The sequence below is a fragment of the Streptomyces akebiae genome, from assembly GCF_019599145.1.
GTDB classification, from domain to species: domain Bacteria; phylum Actinomycetota; class Actinomycetes; order Streptomycetales; family Streptomycetaceae; genus Streptomyces; species Streptomyces akebiae.
Genome location: NZ_CP080647.1, coordinates 1090845 through 1109459, shown reverse-complemented (window position 1 = coordinate 1109459; position 18615 = coordinate 1090845). Strand labels below are relative to the sequence as shown.

General features: G+C 70.1%; 13 protein-coding genes, 1 tRNA gene and 1 pseudogene. 13 read left to right on the top strand and 2 right to left on the bottom strand.

The genetic code is table 11. The features are described from left to right. The first annotated feature begins 140 nt into the window (after positions 1–140). From K1J60_RS04890 to K1J60_RS04840, 11 genes are all read left to right on the top strand, one after another. The gene (locus tag K1J60_RS04890) at positions 141–1907 is read left to right on the top strand and encodes an FAD-dependent oxidoreductase (protein WP_317619693.1); all 1767 of its coding nucleotides are present in this window, start codon (positions 141–143) and stop codon (positions 1905–1907) included. A gap of 126 nt (positions 1908–2033) precedes the next feature. Then, a complete protein-coding gene (locus K1J60_RS04885; RefSeq protein WP_220651278.1) occupies positions 2034–2930 on the top strand; it encodes an intradiol ring-cleavage dioxygenase in 897 nt (298 codons plus the stop codon). A 5-nt stretch (positions 2931–2935) separates the two neighbouring features. After that, the gene (locus K1J60_RS04880) at positions 2936–4003 is read left to right on the top strand and encodes a maleylacetate reductase (RefSeq protein ID WP_220651277.1); all 1068 of its coding nucleotides are present in this window, start codon (positions 2936–2938) and stop codon (positions 4001–4003) included. 69 nt (positions 4004–4072) lie between these two features. After that, on the top strand, positions 4073–4984 hold the full coding sequence (locus K1J60_RS04875) for a YceI family protein (RefSeq protein ID WP_220645079.1): 912 nt from the start codon (positions 4073–4075) through the stop codon (positions 4982–4984). 202 nt (positions 4985–5186) lie between these two features. Further along, entirely contained in the window at positions 5187–5369 is a 183-nt protein-coding gene (fxsA, locus tag K1J60_RS04870; RefSeq protein WP_220645078.1) for an FxSxx-COOH cyclophane-containing RiPP peptide, read from the top strand. Then, positions 5369–6619 (top strand): FxsB family cyclophane-forming radical SAM/SPASM peptide maturase, encoded by a 1251-nt coding sequence (locus tag K1J60_RS04865; RefSeq protein WP_220645077.1) that lies wholly within the window; start codon positions 5369–5371, stop codon positions 6617–6619. Before fxsA ends, K1J60_RS04865 begins: the two co-directional genes overlap by 1 nt. A 327-nt stretch (positions 6620–6946) precedes the next feature. Then, positions 6947–8284: a TIR-like protein FxsC gene (locus tag K1J60_RS04860; RefSeq protein ID WP_220645076.1), complete on the top strand. Its 1338-nt coding sequence runs from the start codon at positions 6947–6949 to the stop codon at positions 8282–8284. Then, entirely contained in the window at positions 8281–12333 is a 4053-nt protein-coding gene (gene fxsT, locus K1J60_RS04855; RefSeq protein WP_220645075.1) for an FxSxx-COOH system tetratricopeptide repeat protein, read from the top strand. The genes K1J60_RS04860 and fxsT overlap by 4 nt, the downstream gene beginning before the upstream one ends. Positions 12334–12607: 274 nt before the next feature. Further along, entirely contained in the window at positions 12608–12766 is a 159-nt protein-coding gene (locus K1J60_RS04850) for a hypothetical protein (protein WP_220645074.1), read from the top strand. Between the two features lie 26 nt (positions 12767–12792). Then, positions 12793–14013, top strand: a complete 1221-nt coding sequence (locus K1J60_RS04845; RefSeq protein ID WP_259407558.1) for an FxsB family cyclophane-forming radical SAM/SPASM peptide maturase — start codon at positions 12793–12795, stop codon at positions 14011–14013. A 47-nt stretch (positions 14014–14060) separates the two neighbouring features. Then, positions 14061–14134 (top strand) — tRNA-Pro (locus K1J60_RS04840). 144 nt (positions 14135–14278) lie between these two features. Here K1J60_RS04840 and K1J60_RS04835 read toward each other — a convergent pair. Continuing rightward, positions 14279–14548: pseudogene (locus K1J60_RS04835) on the bottom strand (SRPBCC family protein); the annotation flags it as partial. A gap of 223 nt (positions 14549–14771) precedes the next feature. On the opposite strand from K1J60_RS04835, the gene K1J60_RS04830 reads away from it, so the two are divergent. Both K1J60_RS04830 and K1J60_RS04825 read left to right on the top strand, forming a co-directional pair. Then, the gene (locus tag K1J60_RS04830; RefSeq protein WP_220645072.1) at positions 14772–15509 is read left to right on the top strand and encodes a flavodoxin family protein; all 738 of its coding nucleotides are present in this window, start codon (positions 14772–14774) and stop codon (positions 15507–15509) included. Positions 15510–15740: 231 nt separating this feature from the next. Beyond that, a complete protein-coding gene (locus K1J60_RS04825; RefSeq protein WP_220651276.1) occupies positions 15741–16250 on the top strand; it encodes a DM13 domain-containing protein in 510 nt (169 codons plus the stop codon). 973 nt (positions 16251–17223) lie between these two features. Here the strand turns inward: K1J60_RS04825 and K1J60_RS04820 are convergent. Continuing rightward, a complete protein-coding gene (locus K1J60_RS04820) occupies positions 17224–18546 on the bottom strand; it encodes a hypothetical protein (RefSeq protein ID WP_220645071.1) in 1323 nt (440 codons plus the stop codon). Between the last annotated feature and the right edge of the window lie 69 nt (positions 18547–18615).

The following is an 18615-nucleotide window of genomic DNA, read 5'->3' as shown; positions in this document are numbered from 1 at the left end:
GCGAGGTTGAAGGGGCAACAACCACCCCGAGCAAAGAGCAAACCGTGCGCACTGTCTCTTATTGAGACACCCACGCCCCCGCGCCGCACTCCATGATCTTGAACGATCGGTGCCCGTCCTCATTCCCTGGAGCGTCTGCCGTGCACACCGTCGAGCCCGATGTCGTGACCGACGTACTGATCGTGGGCAGTGGCCCCGCGGGCGCCTCCGCCGCACTCGCCCTGAGTACGTACGGCGTCCCCAACATCGTGGTCACCCGCTACGCGAGTCTCGCCGACACGCCCCGGGCGCACATCACCAACCAGCGCACCATGGAGGTGCTGCGCGACCTCGGTGTCGAGGAGGAGGTCGTCGCGAAGGCCACCCCGCAGCGGCTGATGGGCGACACGACCTTCTGCACCAGCCTCGCGGGGGAGGAGCTGGGCCGGATCCGCTCCTGGGGCAACGACCCGCTCGTCCAGGCCGCGCACGAACTGGCCAGCCCCACCCGGATGTGCGACATGCCGCAGCACCTGATGGAGCCCGTGCTCGTCGACGCGGCCGTGGCACGCGGCACCCACCTGCGCTTCGGTACCGTCTACAAGTCCTTCGTCCAGGACGACGACGGCGTCACGGTCACCGTCGAGGACCGGCTGCGCGGCGACGAGTACACCATCCGTGCCAAGTACCTCATCGGCGCCGACGGCGGCCGCTCCCAGGTCGCCGAGGACGCCGGGCTGCCGATGGGCGGTCAGATGGGCGTGGCCGGCAGCATCAACATCGTCTTCGACATGGACCTGTCGAAGTACACCGCGCACCGCCCGTCCACCCTCTACTGGGTGCTGGCCCCCGGCGCCACCGTCGGCGGCATCGGCGCGGGCCTGGTGCGGTGCGTGCGCCCGTGGAACGAGTGGCTGATCGTCTGGGGCTACGACGTCACCGCGGGCGCCCCCGACCTGACCACGGAGTACGCCGAGTCGATCGTCCGCAGACTGGTCGGCGACGACGAGATCCCGGTGACCGTCAAGTCCTCCTCCGCCTGGACCGTCAACGAGATGTACGCCGAGACCTACTCCAACGGGCGGGTCTTCTGCGCCGGCGACGCCACCCACCGCCACCCGCCGTCCAACGGCCTCGGCTCCAACACCTCCATCCAGGACGCCTACAACCTGGCCTGGAAGCTCAAACTCGTCCTCGACGGCACCGCGTCCCCCGGGCTGCTCGACACCTACACCGCCGAACGCGCCCCGATCGGCAGGCAGATCGTCACCCGTGCCAACAAGTCCATCGGCGAGACCGCCCCCGTCTTCGAGGCGCTCGACGGGCTCTCTCCGCAGACCCCCGAACAGCTGTGGGCCAACATCGCCGCCCGCAAGGACGACACCGAGGCCGCCGAGAAGCAGCGGGCGAAGCTCCGGGAGGCGATCGCGTTCAAGGTGTACGAGTTCAACGCGCACGGCGTCGACCTCAATCAGCGGTACTCCGCCGAGAGTTCCTCGGCGGTCGTCCCCGACGGCACGCCGGACCCCGGTTTCGATCGCGACCCCGAGCTGTACCACCAGCCGACGTCCCGACCCGGAGCCAAACTCCCGCACGCCTGGATCACCTCGGGCACCCGTACCCTCTCCACCCTCGACACCGTCGGCCGAGGCCGTTTCACTCTGCTCACCGGCATCGGCGGCGCCCACTGGCTCCGGGCCGCCGGTGCCCAGGACCTGGAGATCGCCACCGCCGTCATCGGCCCCGGCCAGGAGTACGAGGACCCGTACGGCGACTGGGCACGGCTCCGGGAGGTCGCCGACGGGGGAGCGCTCCTCGTACGGCCGGACGGGTACGTCGCCTTCCGCCACGCGACGGCGGCCGCCTCCCAGGAGGACGCCGAGCGGTTGCTGACCGGGGCGGTCCGGCGGATCCTCGGGCACGGCTGACCGGAGAGGGCCACAGACATGACCAGGGACGCGAGCAAGGACGCGAGCAGGGACGCGAGCAGGGACGCGAGCAGGGACGCGAGCAGGGACGCGAGCAGGGACGCGAGCAGTGGTATGACCACGGACATGACCACCGAATTCACCACCCGCATCACCGAGGCGGTCGTCGCCAGCCTCGACGGCACGGCCGATCCGCGCCTGCGTGAGCTGCTGACCGCCCTCACCCGCCATCTCCACGCCTTCGTCCGCGAGACCGGGCCCACGACGGCGGAGTGGGAGCGGGCGATCGCCTTCCTCACGGCGACCGGGCAGGCCTGCACGGGCACCCGGCAGGAGTTCGTCCTCCTGTCGGACGTCCTCGGTGTCTCGATGCTCGTCGAGACGATCAACAGCGACGAGCGCGGGGGCGCGACCGAGTCGACGGTCCTCGGCCCCTTCCACATGACCGAGTCCCCGGTCCGGGAACTCGGCGCCGACATCGACCTGGTCGGCGGCGGCGAAGCGTGCGTGATCAGCGGACGCGTACTGTCCGGGGACGGCACCCCGCTGCCCGGCGCGAACCTCGATGTCTGGCAGGCGAACGCCGAGGGCTACTACGACGTCCAGCAACCCGACGTACAACCGGCGGGCAACGGCCGCGGACTGTTCACGACGGACGACGAGGGCCGCTTCTGGTTCCGCACCTGTGTGCCGAGCCCGTACCCCATCCCCACGGACGGCCCCGTCGGCGACCTCCTCCGGGCGACCGCCCGGCACCCCTTCCGGCCGGCGCACATCCACTTCATCGCCTCGGCCGAGGGGCACACGCCGGTCACCACGCACATCTTCGTGGCCGGCAGCGACCACCTCGACTCGGACGCGGTCTTCGCGGTCAAGGAGAGCCTCGTCCAGGACTTCACGGAGACCGACGACCCGTCGCTGGCACGGCGGTTCGGCATCCCGAACCCGTTCCGCCACGCCCGCTTCGACCTCGTGCTCAACCCGCGGGACGTACCGGCCGAGCACCACCCGGAGCAGTCGTGACGGCGATGGAGTTCGTGTACGAGGCGCCGCCCGCGCGGGTCGTGATGCGCCCCGGCGCGTCGGTGACGGCGGTGCCGGGAGAGGCCGAACGGCTCGGACTGCGCAGCCTGTTGGTGGTCTGCGGACCGAGGGGCGCCGAGACCGCACGGGCTGTCGCACGGGCGCTCGGCGACGCGTGCGCCGGAGTGTTCGCGCGGGCTCGCCAGCACGTGCCGGTGGAAGTCGCCGACGAGGCGGTCGGCGCGGCCCGGGACGCGGGCGCGGACGGCTGCGTGGCGGTCGGTGGCGGCTCGGCCATCGGACTGGGCAAGGCGATCGCACTGCGCACCGAACTGCCGCTGATCGCCGTGCCGTCCACCTACTCCGGCTCCGAGATGACCCCGGTCTGGGGCCTGACCGAGCACGGCGCCAAGCGCACCGGCCGCGCTCCGGCGGTCCTGCCGCGCAGCGTCGTCTACGACCCCGAACTCACCCTCACCCTCCCGGTGCCCCTCTCCGTGACCAGCGGCATCAACGCCGTCGCGCACGCCGCCGAGGCCCTGTACGCGCCGGACGCCTCGCCGCTGGTGTCGCTGACGGCGGAGGAGGGCGTCCGGGCCATGGCCGGCGCGCTCCCCGGTGTGGCGGCCGACCCCGGGGACCTGGAGGCGCGCGGCCGTGCCCTCTACGGCGCCTGGCTCTGCGGCACCGCGCTCGGCGCGACCACGATGGGACTGCACCACAAGCTGTGCCACGTCCTCGGTGGCACCTTCGGCCTCCCGCACGCCGAGACCCACACGGTCGTCCTCCCGTACGCCCTCGCCTACAACGCCCCGGCCGCCCCCGAAGCCATGACGGCCCTCGCCCGAGCGCTCACCACCGACGACGCCGTCCAGGCCCTCCGGGACCTGTCGGGCAGCCTCGGAGCCCCCCGATCCCTGGCGGAACTCGGCCTCGCCGAAGCCGACTTGGCGACGGCCGCCGCCCTGGTGACGGCACAGGCGTACGCCAACCCGCGCCCGGTCACCACGGCGGACGCCCTGGAGATCCTGAGAGCGGCCTACGGCGGCGATCGGCCTCCGGCGTGGTCCTGACCGCCTCCCGACCGGCCGGCCCCCGGCCGACGCAGCACAACCGACGATGAGAACCGAAAGGTGAACACCATGCCCCTCGGACTGCTCCGGCGGCGACTCAGGAATGCCTCCGGAGGCGCCGCGGGCGCCACGTTCCCGGTGCCGGACGGCGCGGGTGTCGTCCTCCGGGAGGTGCTGGACCCCGTGAACCAGCCCATGGGCGCGGCCGACGTGACGGTGACGGAGCTGCGCAGCCACCGTGTCGCGGCACGCGGAGCCACCGACCCGTACGGCTTCTTCACGGCCGCTCTGCCACCGGGCACCTACAGCGTGCTGATCATGGCCGAGGGGCTGGAACCGCACCGTGAGACGGTCGAGATCACCGCGGACACCGGTGTCTCCCGGGAACGGGTGTGGCTCCAGTCGGCCCGCGCCCTCGAACTCCCGCCCCCCGGGGTCTGGCTCTTCGACCCGCCGCACACGGCGATCCGCTTCATCGCCAAGCACGTCGGCATGGCCCATGTGCACGGCCGTTTCGAGCGCTTCGAGGGCGGCCTCGCGGTCGCACAGGACATGACGCGGTCGCGCGTCCACGTACGCATCGACGCGTCCAGCATCACCACCGGCAACAACACCCGCGACGCGCATCTGCGTTCCGCCGACTTCCTCGACGTCGAACGCTTCCCGTACATCGACTTCACCAGCACCCGCTTCGCCTACCGCGGCGGCAGCAAGTGGACCCTCCAGGGCAGCCTCACCATGCACGGCGTCAGCCGCTCCGTCTCCCTCGACACCACCTACCTCGGCACCGTCAACGGCGGCTACGGCGAGGAACTGCGCTGCGCCGCCCTCGCCAAGGCCGAACTCCACCGCGAGGACTACACCCTGAACTGGCGCTCCATGCTCGCCCGAGGAATCGCGGTCGTCGGCCCCACGATCCAACTCGAACTGGACGTCCAGGCGATGTACCGCACCCACGACACGCCCACGCCGCCGGAGTAGGACCGGAAACCGGCGCGATTTCCCCTGTCCCCGTGCGAAACCGACCGGCCATTCATTGTGGTTCGCGGCGGATGTATGCAAGGGCCAACTGGCTCCAACTGCCTTGTGGACGTGCGAAGAGCACTGACAGAGCATGGACAGGGAATACATCCGAGCGGGGCGGCTTCTCCGCGCCCATGGGCTCTCAGGGAGGCAGCAAGGCATGGACGCGCCTCGGAACAGCCACAACAGCACAGAGCTGGTCGACATCCGCGAAGTGTCGCCGGCTCTGCTGGAGGCGGAGGCCGGCAAGGACACGGCGTTCGGCCAGGCCGTACGGCGTCACCTCCAAGAGCGGGACGACTCGTCGAGGACGACCGACGTCGTCTTCGAAAGTGCGCTGTGATGACGGCGGATGCGGAACCGGGAGGCTTACCTGTAGTTCCCTTCCGGCAGTTCCTGCTGAAAATACACAGTTTATGCAACTTATCGTGCGACTACTGCTATATGTACTTCGCCGCGGACCAGAGCTGGCGCAGACGGCCGGGAGTGATGTCCCTCGGCACCGTGCGGCAGACAGTGGACCGGATCGCCGAACACGCCCGTGAACACGGGCTTTCCACGGTGCGCCTGATCCTCCACGGGGGAGAGCCCCTCCTGGTCGGCAAGCGGCACCTGGCTCAACTGCTCGCCGTCGTCGCCGAGCGCCTCGCACCCGTCGTGGAGGTGCGCTGTTCGATGCAGTCGAACGGCGTCCTCCTCGACCACGCTTTCCTCGCGCTGCTGAGCCACCACCGGGTCGGTGTGGCGGTCAGCCTGGACGGCACCCGCGCGTCCCACGACAGACACCGGCGGTTCGCGAACGGCCGTGCCAGCCACGAGCGCGTGGCGGCGGCGCTGCGCCGCCTCAACGAACCGCGCCACCGGAACCTGTTCGTGGGTTTGCTCTGTACCGTCGATCTGGAGAGCGACCCCGTCGAAAGCTACGAGGCCCTCCTCGAATTCGCCCCGCCCCGGGTGGACTTCACCCTTCGGCACGGGGACTGGAAGCATCCCCCGCCCGGGCTCGAACACCGGTCGGTTCCGCCGACGCGGCCTCCTGGCGACGTGCCGGACGGGGAGCCGACCCCCTACGCGCACTGGCTCATCGCCGCGTTCGACCGTTGGTTCGACGCGCCGCGCAAGGAGACGGGGGTGCGGATGTTCGAGGAGGTCATCTCCGGAGTGCTCGGCGGCGCCGTGAACACCGAGGTGTTCGGACTGGAGCCGGTGGACCTCGTGGTGGTGGAGGCCGACGGGGAGCTGGAACACTCCGACTCCCTCAAGATCGTCGGTGAGGGAGTTCCCGAGACGGGCCTCGATGTCTTCCGGCACTCCTTCTCGGAGGTGTTGGCGACGGAGACCATCAGGCGCAGACAGGCAGGGCTTCGCGGCCTGGGCCCGGTCTGCCGGGACTGCGCCCTGGCCGATGTCTGCGGTGGGGGTCTCTACACCCACCGCCACCACCCCACCACCGGTTTCGAGACCCCGTCCGTCTACTGTCACGACCTGGCCGCCTTCATCGGTCACGTCCGCTCCCGGGTCCACACCGCTGTGGCACGACTCGGCGGGGGCGCACCGCGCATCGGACCGGATCACCCGTCAGCCCTCTTCTGAGCCGGAGCGCAACTCAGGGCGCACGCGCACCGCGTGCGCGGATTTCGCGTACGGACATACCGAGAACGGGAGTCGGACGCGGAGAACGGGGAAGCATGCATTCGGGTCCTACCGGAACGGGGCCCGTCGCGCCGGACAGCGGTATCGTCTGCTGTCTCGGCACGACCCAACCAATGGCTATGGCTGAGGGGTAAGGGTTGGGGGGTGAGGAGGTGTGGGAGGCGACCGAACCGCGTGCACTTCCGCCGGGGTCGGCCACCTTCCGAGGCGCGAGAATCCATCCACCCCACGACAAGGACCCCGCTGACGCGGCACGTCGGGGGCTCGTTGGAACCGTATTTCTTCCTGAGCTATGCGCGCAGGCGCGGACCCCGGGTCCTCGTCAAGCGGTTCTACGACGATCTGTGCGCGGAATTACGCCAAGAACTGCGGCGATTACACAAGGGCAATACCGTGCCCTTCGACCGTCCCTTCTTCGACGTCCAGTCCATTCAGGTGGGGCAGGACTGGAACGCCGCGCTGGGGGAGGCACTCGGTCGCTGCCGCACCATGCTGGCGTTGTATACACCCGAGTACTTCAGAAGCGACTTCTGTGGTCGCGAATGGAAGGCGTTCGAGGACAGACAGCGCAGGCACAGAAGCGTCACAGGTGTGGACGCGAAGGCTCTCATTCCCGTTCTGTGGGAACCGGTACAGAACATTCCGGCGGGCGCGGCCCATATCCAGTACGACAATTTCGACTTCGGCGAGAACTACGCGCGCTGGGGCCTGCGCCGCATCCTGGCCGCGGACCCGGGGGGCGAGGAGTACCGCCGCATCGTCCACCTCGTCGCGCACCAGGTCCTCGTCGCCGCGGAGCACTTCCGCATACTGCCGGTCAGTGGCCTGGACCTCACCGCGCCGGAAGCCGCCGGCCCGTTCCCGTCCGCCGCCGAACGCGCGGAACCCGGCAGTCACGCCCTGCTGTTCTTGGCCGCCCGGACCTCGGCGGAAGCACACAACGGGGCGACGGACCCGGGGTGCCACGGGGACAGTCCGACGGACTGGAACCCCTACCACGCCGACGGCTCGGATCCGCTGGCCGCGCGAGCGAGCCGGCTTCTGGAGGAGCGTGGCTTCGCGGTACGGACCGAGATCGTCTCGGACGCGATGAGTGCCAGCCTGGACGAGGCGCGCGGGCGCGGCCAGGTCGCGGTCCTCCTGGTGGAGGCGCTGGCCGCCGGGGACGAACCCTTCGGCAGGGCTCTTCGCGCCTACGACCGGAGCAACCATCCCGGCAGCGCGGCGATCGTCCCGTGCGCTCCGGAAGAAGCAGGTGACGGACCCCGTAGCAAGGCGTACTGGGAGGCGGTCCGGGGCGCTCTTCCGTTCAACTGGGCGAAAGGAGTGGGGGACCCCCTGCCGCTGCTCCAGTCCGGCGTCAGCTCCGACCAGTTCGACGGGGCGTTGCATGCCGTCGTGGTCAAGGTGCAGAACCACCTCGTCTCCTTCCTCGGCACGCTCAGAACCAGTCTCCTGGAGATGTCGCAGAGCCTGCCCCCTCCGCTTCCGGTCCTGAGCCCGGCCCCACCGCAGTCCGACCGGCCGAGGCCCGGACCACCGCCGACACCTGCCCGCCCCTTCTTCGAACCGATTCCCATTGAAGAGCAGGAGCAGGACAGATGACCCATGACGACCGCGGCCGCGGCACCATCATCACCTTCTACTCCTTCAAGGGCGGCACGGGGCGCACCATGGCGCTGGTCAACACCGCCTGGATCCTGGCCAGCAACGGTCTGCGGGTCCTCGTCGTGGACTGGGACCTCGAAGCGCCCGGACTCCACACCTACCTCCAGCCCCTGCTCGCCGACCCCGAACTCACCGAGAGTGCCGGCATCATAGAGATGGTCAGCGCGTTCGCCCTGCGCGAGGCGCAGGTGAGCTCCGGAGTGGAGAACGGGCGCACGGCCCGGCCCCAGCCGAACGGCGGCGGACTGCCCGAGCCCCCCGACATCCGCGAGCAGGCCCGGGTCGACCGCTATGTCGTCGGCACGGAACTACGGTTGCCACCGGGCGGGAAACTGGACCTCCTGCCCGCCGGCGTGCAGGACGCCTCCGGCTACGCGGCCGCCGTCAGCAGCTTCGACTGGAGCACCTTCTTCCTCACCGGCGGTGCCGACTTCCTCAGGGCCCTGCGGGACGACATGGCCGCCCGATACGACTACGTCCTGATCGACAGCAGGACCGGCCTCAGCGACACCGCGAGCATCTGCACGGTCGTCATGCCGGACATCGTCGTCGACTGCTTCACCCTCAGCCGACAGGGGATCAACGGCGCGGCCCGCGTGGCGAACGCGATCCGCCGCAACGTGGAGGAGCGACGCAACACCGGCAACTTCCACGACCACCGCGACATCCGCATCGTGCCCGTCCCCATGCGCGTCGAGGACGCGGGCGCCGCGCGTCTGGAGGCGGGCCGGTACCAGGCGCGCAGCCTCTTCGCGCCCTTCCTCGACTGGGTGCCGCCCGAGGAGCAGGACCAGTACTGGAGCAGTGTGGAGATCCCGTACAAGGCCAGCTACGCGTACGAGGAGATTCCCGCGACTGTGGGGGAGCGCCGGCAGGACGGCACGCTGCTCGTCGCCTTCGAGCGGCTCACCGCCCGGCTCACCGACCACCGCGTCTCCCGTCTGAGCAACATGCCGGAGGCCTACCGGCTCACGCTGCGCGCCGAGTACGAGCGCACGTCCCCGATGATTCGCAAGGCGCTCCACGTCAGTTACGCCGCGACCGACCGGCTGTGGGCCGACTGGATCGTCACGGTGCTGCGGACCGCCGGCTACGAGGCGACGCTGGCACCGATCGAGTCGGACGACCTGCCGGCGACCTCCACGAACCCGACGGCGCTGGAACGCACGCTGGCCGGCGAGGGCCGCATGCTGGTCCTGCTGTCCCCGCGTTATGTCGCGCTCCCGCCCGCGAGGGAGATCTGGCGCCAGACCAGCCGCAAGGATCCGGCCGGGCAGATAGGCATGGTCGTCCCCCTGCGGATCGACGACTCGCCGCCCTCGCCGGAGTTCGCCTCCCCCGCGGCGGTCGCTCTCGCCGGAGTCTCCGCCGAGGAGGCCGTGACACGACTGCTCACCGCCGTGGACCGGGGCGGCCCGGCGGAGTCGGGGTCCCACGCGGACGTCGCGGCTCTGGCCGCCGCGGCTCGGATCCCGGGGACGCCGCCGCAGCTCATAGGGGGGCGTCCCCAGCGCAATGTCGTCTTCACCGGCCGCCGGACCACCATCGAACGACTGCGCGACAGTCTGCTCGCCGGCACCACGGCCGTACTCCCGCAGGCGCTGTTCGGACTCGGGGGTGTGGGAAAGACACAGGTCGCACTGGAGTACTCGTACCGGTTCGAGTCGGACTACGACCTCATCTGGTGGATCAAGGCGGCGGATCGCACCCAGATCCGACAGGACCTGAACGCGCTGGCCGTACACCTCGGCATCCCCGTCGGCGGCAAGGACCTGACCGCGGTGTGCAACGACGTGCTGGAGCGGCTGCGGCTCGCCGAGACGTTCTCCCGCTGGCTCCTCGTCTACGACAACGCCGAGAAACCCGCCGACCTGGACAATCTGATCCCGGTCAGCGGACCGGGACGGCACGTCCTCATCACCTCGCGGGACCCGGCATGGGCGGAGCGAGCCGCGCGCGTCGAGGTGGACCTCTTCACCCGCTCGGAGAGTGTCGCTCTGCTGCGGCGCTACAACGAGGGGCTGGAGCCCGCGGAAGCCGCCCGGGTGGCCGAGGAACTCGGGGACTTCCCGCTGGCGGTGAGCCTGGCCGCCGCGTCACTGCTGGAGTCGGCGACGCCGGTGGACGCCTACGTGGACATGCTGCGGACCAAGATGTCGGAGATCCTGGGGAGCCGCTCCGCCCCCGACTATCCGACGTCGGCGGCGGCAACCTGGTCACTCGAACGGTTGAAGACTCGAACACCCGCCGCAGCCGTCCTGCTCGAACTGTGCGCGTTCTTCGGGCCTGACCCCATTCCACGGGAACTACTCAGCAGCCGACCCGCACTCGAACTGCTCGAACGCCACGACCGGAGCCTGTCCGACCCTCTGCTCATGAGTCGACTTTATGGGGAGATAGTGCGAAATGGGCTCGCGCAGGCCGACCAGCGGACGGACACTCTGACCATGCATCGCTTGATCCAACACGTGCTCCGGGACCAGCTCCCCGGCGAACAACAGGCCACCATGAGGGGGCGGGCCCAGGCCGTACTGGGCCAGGCCAATCCGAAGGACCCGGACGAGTCCGAGAACTGGAAGAGCTATGCCGCGCTGCTCCCTCATCTGTGGCCCACCAAATCCGAGGAGAGCGACAACCTCGAGGTGCGCCAGTGGATCTGTGACACCGTCCGCTACCTGTGGCGCAGCGGCGACGCGGACACGGCCAACAAGACGGCCGAGCGGGTGCTGGAGAGCTGGCTGCCACGCTTCGGCGAGGACGACGCCCTCGTGCTGCGTCTGCGCACCGAACTCGGCAACGCGCTGCGCGACCAGGGCCGGCTGTCCGAGGCGTACGAGGTGACCCGCGACGTGTACGAGCGGGGCAGCCGGGTCCTGGGCGAGGAACACCCCTACACGCTCGGCGCGGCCATGAGCCTCGGATCCGATCTGCGCAGCATCGGCCGGTACGCGGACGCGATGGAGAGCGACAGGGAGACGCTGCGGCGCACCCGCCGGGTCTTCGGGGAGAACCACCCCCGCGCGCTCGCGGCGGCCAACAACCTCGCCGTCTCCGAGTTCCTCTCGGGCAACCGGCAGGCGGCTCGCGAAACCAACCGGGACATCCTCACCCAGCGCCGGGAGATCTCCGGACCCGACCAGCGTGCCACCCTCAACTCCGCCACGAACTACGCACGCGACCTGCGCGCGGCCGGTGCGTTCCGTGAGGCTCTGAAGCTCATCGAGGACACGCTCAAGCGCAGCCGGGGCGCGCTCGGCCCGGACCATCTGATCACCTTCCGCGCCTCTCTCGGAGCCGCGATCCTCTACCGCCGACTCGGCCGGTACGAGGACGCGTACAAGCTGACGGACGAGATCTACGAGCGCGCGCTGAAACAGCTGGGCCCCGAGCACCCCGACACCCTGGCCATCGCGACGAACCTCTGCTCGGACCTGTACGACCGAGGGGAGTCCGTACGGGGGCGCGAACTCGCCAAGGAGACCCTGGGCAGTTACGAGCGCAGGTTCGGCCCGGACCACGTCTTCACGCTCGCCTGCGGAGCCAACCTCGCCGTACTGCTCCGGCTGACCGGCGAGCCGGAGGCCGCTCTGGAACTGTCGACCCGGACGGTCGACCGCTTCCGCCGACTCCTCGGGCCGAGCCACCCCTACACCCTCACCTGCATGCTGAACCACGCGACAGACCTGTCCGAGAGCGGGGACCACGCGGGGGCGTTGGCGGTGGGCCGCGAAGCGTACGAGGGACTGACCCGCGAACTCGGTCCCGACCACTACCTCGCCATCGCCGGGGCGTCGAACCTCGCGGCCGAACTCCGCCGCGACGATTCGGCCGAGGCGGAGCGGTCGCAGGCGGACGCCGGACGACTCCACGACGAGGCGGAGCGCCGTGCCGTCGACAGCGCGGAACTAGGCGGTGACCACCCCATGACCCGAGCCGTCACACGCTGGCATCCCATCGACGCGGACATCGAGCCGCCCGTGACCTGACGTCCGCCGCGTGAACGCGCACACTGCCCGGGTCCCGCAGACCAGTTGGTCTGCGGGACCCGGCGTACACCCGCCGACACTTCACCTTGGACGTGCCGAGACGAGGCCCTCTCGGACGCCGTCGGTGACTGGATCCACCTTCTGAGCGGTTTATGGCACTTCCTGTCGTTTCTTAGCGTTTCGTTGCTATTCTCCGATCGAAGTCACGGCGTGATCGCCGTCGCCGCACGCTTCCCCCATCTGTTCGGATTCCCGGGAGAACGGTGTCAGCCCTATGGTTCCGTCAACCGCCCCCGCACGCCCCGACCTCGTCGTCGCGGACAACGCTCTGGGACACGTCCTACGCCGCCTCGAACACGAGGCCATCGATCCGGACGGCACACACTTCGCCGAGTTCGAGTCGTCGATCGATTTTGAAGCGCCGATGCGGTGACCACTCCGCCGGTACCGCAACCTCCGGTGTCCCTGCGCCAGTTCATCCTCAAGGTGCACAGCCGCTGCAACCTCGACTGTGACTACTGCTACGTCTACCACTCCGCCGACACCAGCTGGCAGGCCAAACCCCGGGTGATGGACGTGGCCGTCGCCGAGCAGGTGGTCCGGCGGGTCGCCGAGCACGCCGTGGCCCACCGGCTGCCCGATGTGCGTGTCGTGCTGCACGGTGGGGAACCGCTGTTGCTCGGGGCCGGACAGCTCGGGGAACTGCTCGGGGTCCTCGGGCGAGGGCTGGCGGAGGCGGGGGTGCCCGTCCGCTTCTCCCTGCAGACCAACGGCGTGCTCCTCACCCCCGACATCCTGGACGTGCTGCGGCGCCACCGGGTCGGCGTCAGCGTCAGCCTCGACGGCACCCGGGCGGGACACGACCGGCATCGGCGCTTCCCGAAGGGCGGGGGGAGCCATGGACAGGTGATGAGCGGCCTCGCCCGGCTCGTCGCGCCCGAGTACCGGCACCTGTACGCGGGTCTGCTGTGCACCGTCGACCTGGCCAACGACCCGGTCGAGACCTACGAGGCGCTCCTGGCCTCGCGACCTCCGCGCATCGACCTCCTCCTGCCGCACGGCACTTGGGAGACCCCACCCCCGGGTCTCGCCTTTCGTCGACGGCGGATACCCACCGCCCCGCCGGTGGCCACCCGGGGAGCGACGGCCCGCACGGGCAGGACTCCCTACGCCGACTGGTTGCGGGGCGTGTTCGACCGTTGGTACGACGCACCCGGACGGGAGACGGGCATCCGGCTCTTCGAAGAGCTGATGGCCGGTGTCCTCGGGGGGGCGATGCGCACCGAGTCCGTCGGTCTGGCCCCCGCCACGCTGGCCGTCGTCGAGACCGACGGTTCCATCGAGCAGTCCGACTCCCTCAAGGTCGCGTACGAAGGGGCGCCGGAGACGGGGCTCGACGTGTTCCGCCACAGTTTCGACGACGTCCTGGACGAACCCCTGGTCCGTCAGAGGCAGTCGGGCGCCGTCGGACTGGGACCCACCTGCGGACGCTGCCCCCTGGTCGCCGTGTGCGGGGGCGGACTCTTCGCCCACCGGTACGCCCCCGGCAGCGGCTTCCGCAATCCGTCCGTGTACTGCGCCGACCTGGCGGCGTTGATCCAGCACATCCGCTCCCGGGTCCGGGCCGACCTCGCCCGCGCCTCGCCACACCGGCCCGGACTCGACGTCATGGGCACGTAGGGTAGGGTTTACCTGCGCGTTCACACGGAACACCGTGACGAGCGCGACGGGACGTGGCGCAGCTTGGTAGCGCACTTGACTGGGGGTCAAGGGGTCGCAGGTTCAAATCCTGTCGTCCCGACTGGAGACAGTTACAGGTCAGGGCCGGTTTCGGAGGCATCCGAAACCGGCCCTTGATCATTCTTGAGGACCAGTCGGGGACCAGCGTCCCTGACCGGCGTCAGCGGGTCATGACGATCGGGCCCGGCAGGGAGCGCGGTGCGCGGAGAGGGCCGGCCACGGAGACCACGTCCGGCAGCCGAGGCGGCTCGTACGCGGCCACGCGCAGGACGTAGTCCATGCGTCGGCCGAGGAAGTACGCCGTCCGTGTGACCTCGGCACCCACGACGAAGCCGCCCCCATCCGCCTCCCGCGTCAGCTCCGCGGTGCGGATCCCACGTGTCCACTCGGCGTCGTGGCGCCAGTCCATGGCATACCCGGCCACCACTTCGGGCGGGAGCGGGATGAGGCGCTCCGCTGACACGTCGACGGCCATCGTGTTGCCCTTCGCCTTCGGCCGAACGGGATCCGGCAGCTCTGTTACGCCTCCGGCATCCTCGGGGCGGGAAGCAGGCGCACGACGAACTCCCGGACGACCCTCACGTGCCTCGGCCGGTGCGTCGCAGCGGGACCCGGCGCGCACTCCGCGAGAAGCTGCTTCAAGGGGCACGCGGAGTGCCGCCCCGAACCCTGTCCGCTCTCCTGCCCGGGAACTCGCCATGGCCGCACCGTCCGCCCCGTCCACCGAGGACAGGTACCGCTTCGATGACCTGCACGCGCTCTTCGTCAACTGCACGCTCAAGCCTTCACCCCAGGTCAGTCACACCGAGGGACTCGTGGCCAAGAGCCGGGCGATCATGGAAGCGCAGGGGGTGACCACGGAACTCGTCCGAGCGGTCGACCAGGACATCGCGCCGGGCGTGTACCCGGACATGACCGAGCACGGCTTCGCCACCGACGCCTGGCCCGCGCTGTACGAGCGGGTGATGGCCGCGGACATCCTGGTCCTGGCCGGGCCCATCTGGCTGGGTGACAACAGCTCCGTCACCAAACAGGTCATCGAGCGCCTGTACAGCTGCTCCAGTCTGCTCAACGCGCAAGGGCAGTACGCCTATTACGGGCGGGTCGGTGGTTGTCTGATCACCGGTAACGAGGACGGGGTCAAGCACTGCGCCATGAACGTCCTCTACAGCCTGCAGCACCTCGGCTACACCATCCCGCCGCAGGCCGACGCGGGCTGGATCGGAGCGGCGGGCCCCGGCCCCTCCTACCTGGACCCGAATTCGGGTGGCCCGGAGAACGATTTCACCAACCGCAACACCGCCTTCATGACCTGGAACCTGATGCACCTGGCGGCCATGCTCAAACGCGCCGGGGGTGTCCCGGCCCATGGCAACCAGCGCTCGGAGTGGGACGCCGGCTGCCGGCCGGGGGCGGACAATCCCGAGCACCGCTGAGCCGGGCCTGTGCTTCGTCTCATGGCGGCCGACTCCAGCCCCGCTCACGGCACCGGGCTCCCACCCGTGCGCGAGAGAGAGGCCGCCGTAAGCATTCCGTCATCACCTCCGGGGTACGGGACGGCCGTCCGTTTCTGTTGAATGTGGAGCGACAGGTAATTTCCAGGAGGAGAGGCGGGGGACGGGCGCGTGCGAAAGCCACTGAGCAGGCCGTGGGTCATCGTGGTGCTGATGGCCGCGGTCGCCGGAGCCGGCATCGGTTCGTACTGGTTCCAGCCGTGGAAGCTGTGGCAGGACGAGACCGTCGAGGAGGCCCTGCCCCAGGCGGTGGAAACCTCCACTCCTCCTGCGGCGGCGCCCTCCCGGACGCCCACCACGCCGACGGGGCCGCAGACGGTGATGAGCGGTGAGCTGATCAGCCACGAGCACACGACATCGGGCACCGTGAAGCTCGTACGGCTGACCGACGGCTCCCACGTCGTCCGGCTGGAGAACCTCGACACCAGCAATGGACCCGACCTGCGTGTCTGGCTGACCGACGCGCCGGTGAAACAGGGGAAGGCCGGGTGGCACGTCTTCGACGACGGAAAGTACGTCAGCCTCGGCAAGCTCAAAGGCAACAAGGGAAGCCAGAACTACGCGCTGCCCAGTGACGTGGACTGGTCGAGCTACAACAGCGTGAGTATCTGGTGCGACCGTTTCGACGTCTCATTCGGCGCCGCCGAGCTCGCCCGCCTCTGACAGCGTGCGACCGCAGCTCGACCGGGCCGAGCCGACAGAGCTGTGGTGGACCGGCCGTCGAAAGGCTACTGAACGGCTCGGTCCGCGTGTGGGCGGCGATTCTCGGCTCGCGCAGCGGGGAGACAGCGCTCATCCCCGACAGCCCGGTGTGTCGGGCGACGGGAGATTGCGCGCGGGTCCCGGGGCCGGCCGGTTCCGACGCCGCCCACGGCACGTTCGGTCGTGCGCCGCCGAGCTGATGGTGCGGGTCTTCTCGCCGGGCACGGCCTCGTCCCGGTCGCGTGCGAGACGGACGCGGCGTCCCAGTTCAGGTCACAGGTCCAGTGGAACCTGCGGTCGAGGAGATGCGAGTTGGCCCTGCTGCCCGTGATCCGCCAGTTGTCGGCCGAATTGACCACGAACGTGACGCCGCGGCTTACACCCCGGCTGCTGTCGTCCGTGGCGAACGTGACCGTCTGGCCGTCCGCCGAGACCAGCTCGGTGGTGGCGTTGGCCTGTGCGGGAACCGCTCCGAGCAGCAGCGCCGGCCCCCGCCCGAGTCCGGATCCGACCGGACGTCCTGGTGCCGTCGTTGGCGGCCTTGAGCAAGGGCGGTCCCGAACCGACCGTGGCGTGGGCGACGCGGGTGCCGTCGCCGGACCGGCAGAACCGGATGGTCTGACGGTCGGCGCCGCGCGGGCCGTCGGCCGTCGCAGGCCCGACAGCGGCACTCTGGCTGAATCCGGTGGCCGGACCGTCTCCCACTGCCGTCGTCGGGGCAACGAACTGGTAGGCCCGTCGGTGCACGGTGCTCGTTCTTCGGCACCACACGGTCCCGGTGCGCGACGAGGTGGGACAGCAGGTCCAGGGCGCGGGCTCGACGTGAGCCGAGCTGCTGTCGAGCCGCGTCCAACTCGCACATATGAGCGATACGCCCAGCGATCAAGGATGTGGCCGTGCCCGGTCGCTGCTGAACCGGCTGGTGCGAGAGCACTCACCAGCCGGTCAGCAGGAGGTGGTTGAGGAGCAGGCCGAGCGCCGCCTGGGCCGTCAGCCAGGCGCGGGGTCGGTCGAGGAAGGCGCCTGCCGCGAGCAGCCACATCGCGAACGGCAGCCAGATCCGTTCCGTCTCCGCCTTGCTCATCCCGGACAGGTCGGCGATGAGCAGCATGAGCAGCGCGGAGCCCAGCAACAGCCCCATACGGCGCTCGGCGGCGGGGGACTTGCGCCACCGGGCGAGGAGGGCGCCGGTGCGGCGAAGGCCCGCCACCGTGGCGGGGCCCACGACCAGGACCGTGCAGGCGAGATTGGCCCACACCCAGTAGCCGTACGGGCGGAAGCCACCGGCGCCCTGGTGGTAGCGCTCGACCAGCAGGTGGTATGCCTCCCACCAGTTGAAGCCCGCCATGGTGAACGCGAGCGGGACGACGGCGAGTCCGGCGATCGTGTACGGGAGGATCGGCAGCCGCCGGGAGCCGAGCAGCAGGACGGTGGCGGCCATCACGGCGAAGAGGGTGAGGCCGTACGACAGGTAAACGGTGAGACCGAGGAGGAGCCCGGCGGTGAAGGCGGTCGCCCGTGGTCGGTGGTCCGTCACCGCGAGGGCGAGGAACGCCACGGCCCAGGCGGCGACCGCCGCGAAGTACCCGTCCGCCGACGTGCCCGCCCATACTGCCGCCGGCGCCAGGACGAGGAAGGGGGCGGCCCTGCGTGCGAGGGCCTCGCTCGTGAGGGTTCGCGCGGTGACGAGGACCGCGGCCGCGGTGGTCGCTCCGACGGTGATGACGAAGGCGCCCGCCCACGCTCCGCCGCCCAGGCCGATCCGGTCGAGGAGGACGAAGGTGAGGGTGGCGCCTGGCGGGTGGCCGGCGACGTGCGGCGGCCAGTGGTCGGGGGAGCCGAGCAGGATGTGGCGGGTGAAGTCCCGCAGGGTGTGGGGTATGTCGTCGAAGCGGTCGATGACCTGGAGGTACTCGTATCTGGTCGTCAGCCGGCGGGCGACGCCGCGGTGCCAGCCGTCGACGAGGGCGAGGGAGAAGGTCCAGGCCGTGGAGGTGGCCCACACGGTCCACAGCAGGAGCCGCCAGGGCAGCCGGGCGGCCAGTGCGGGGCCGTACGCGACGACGACGGCGGCGACGATGATCGCGGCGGGGGTGCCGGGGCCGGTGTGGGGCAGCCAGTTGGCGTACAGGGGTGGCCAGCCGACGTGCAGGACGTCCTCGGCGCGCTTGATCGCGATGCCTGCCAGCGCGGCCGTCACGACGAGCAGAGCGGCGGCGGCGACGGCGTACAGGTCGCGGCGGAGATCGCGGTTCACGCTCGGAGACGTTAGGCCGGAGGGGGGCCGGTGGATCCTCGACATGCGCGGACGTCAGCCTTTCGTCAT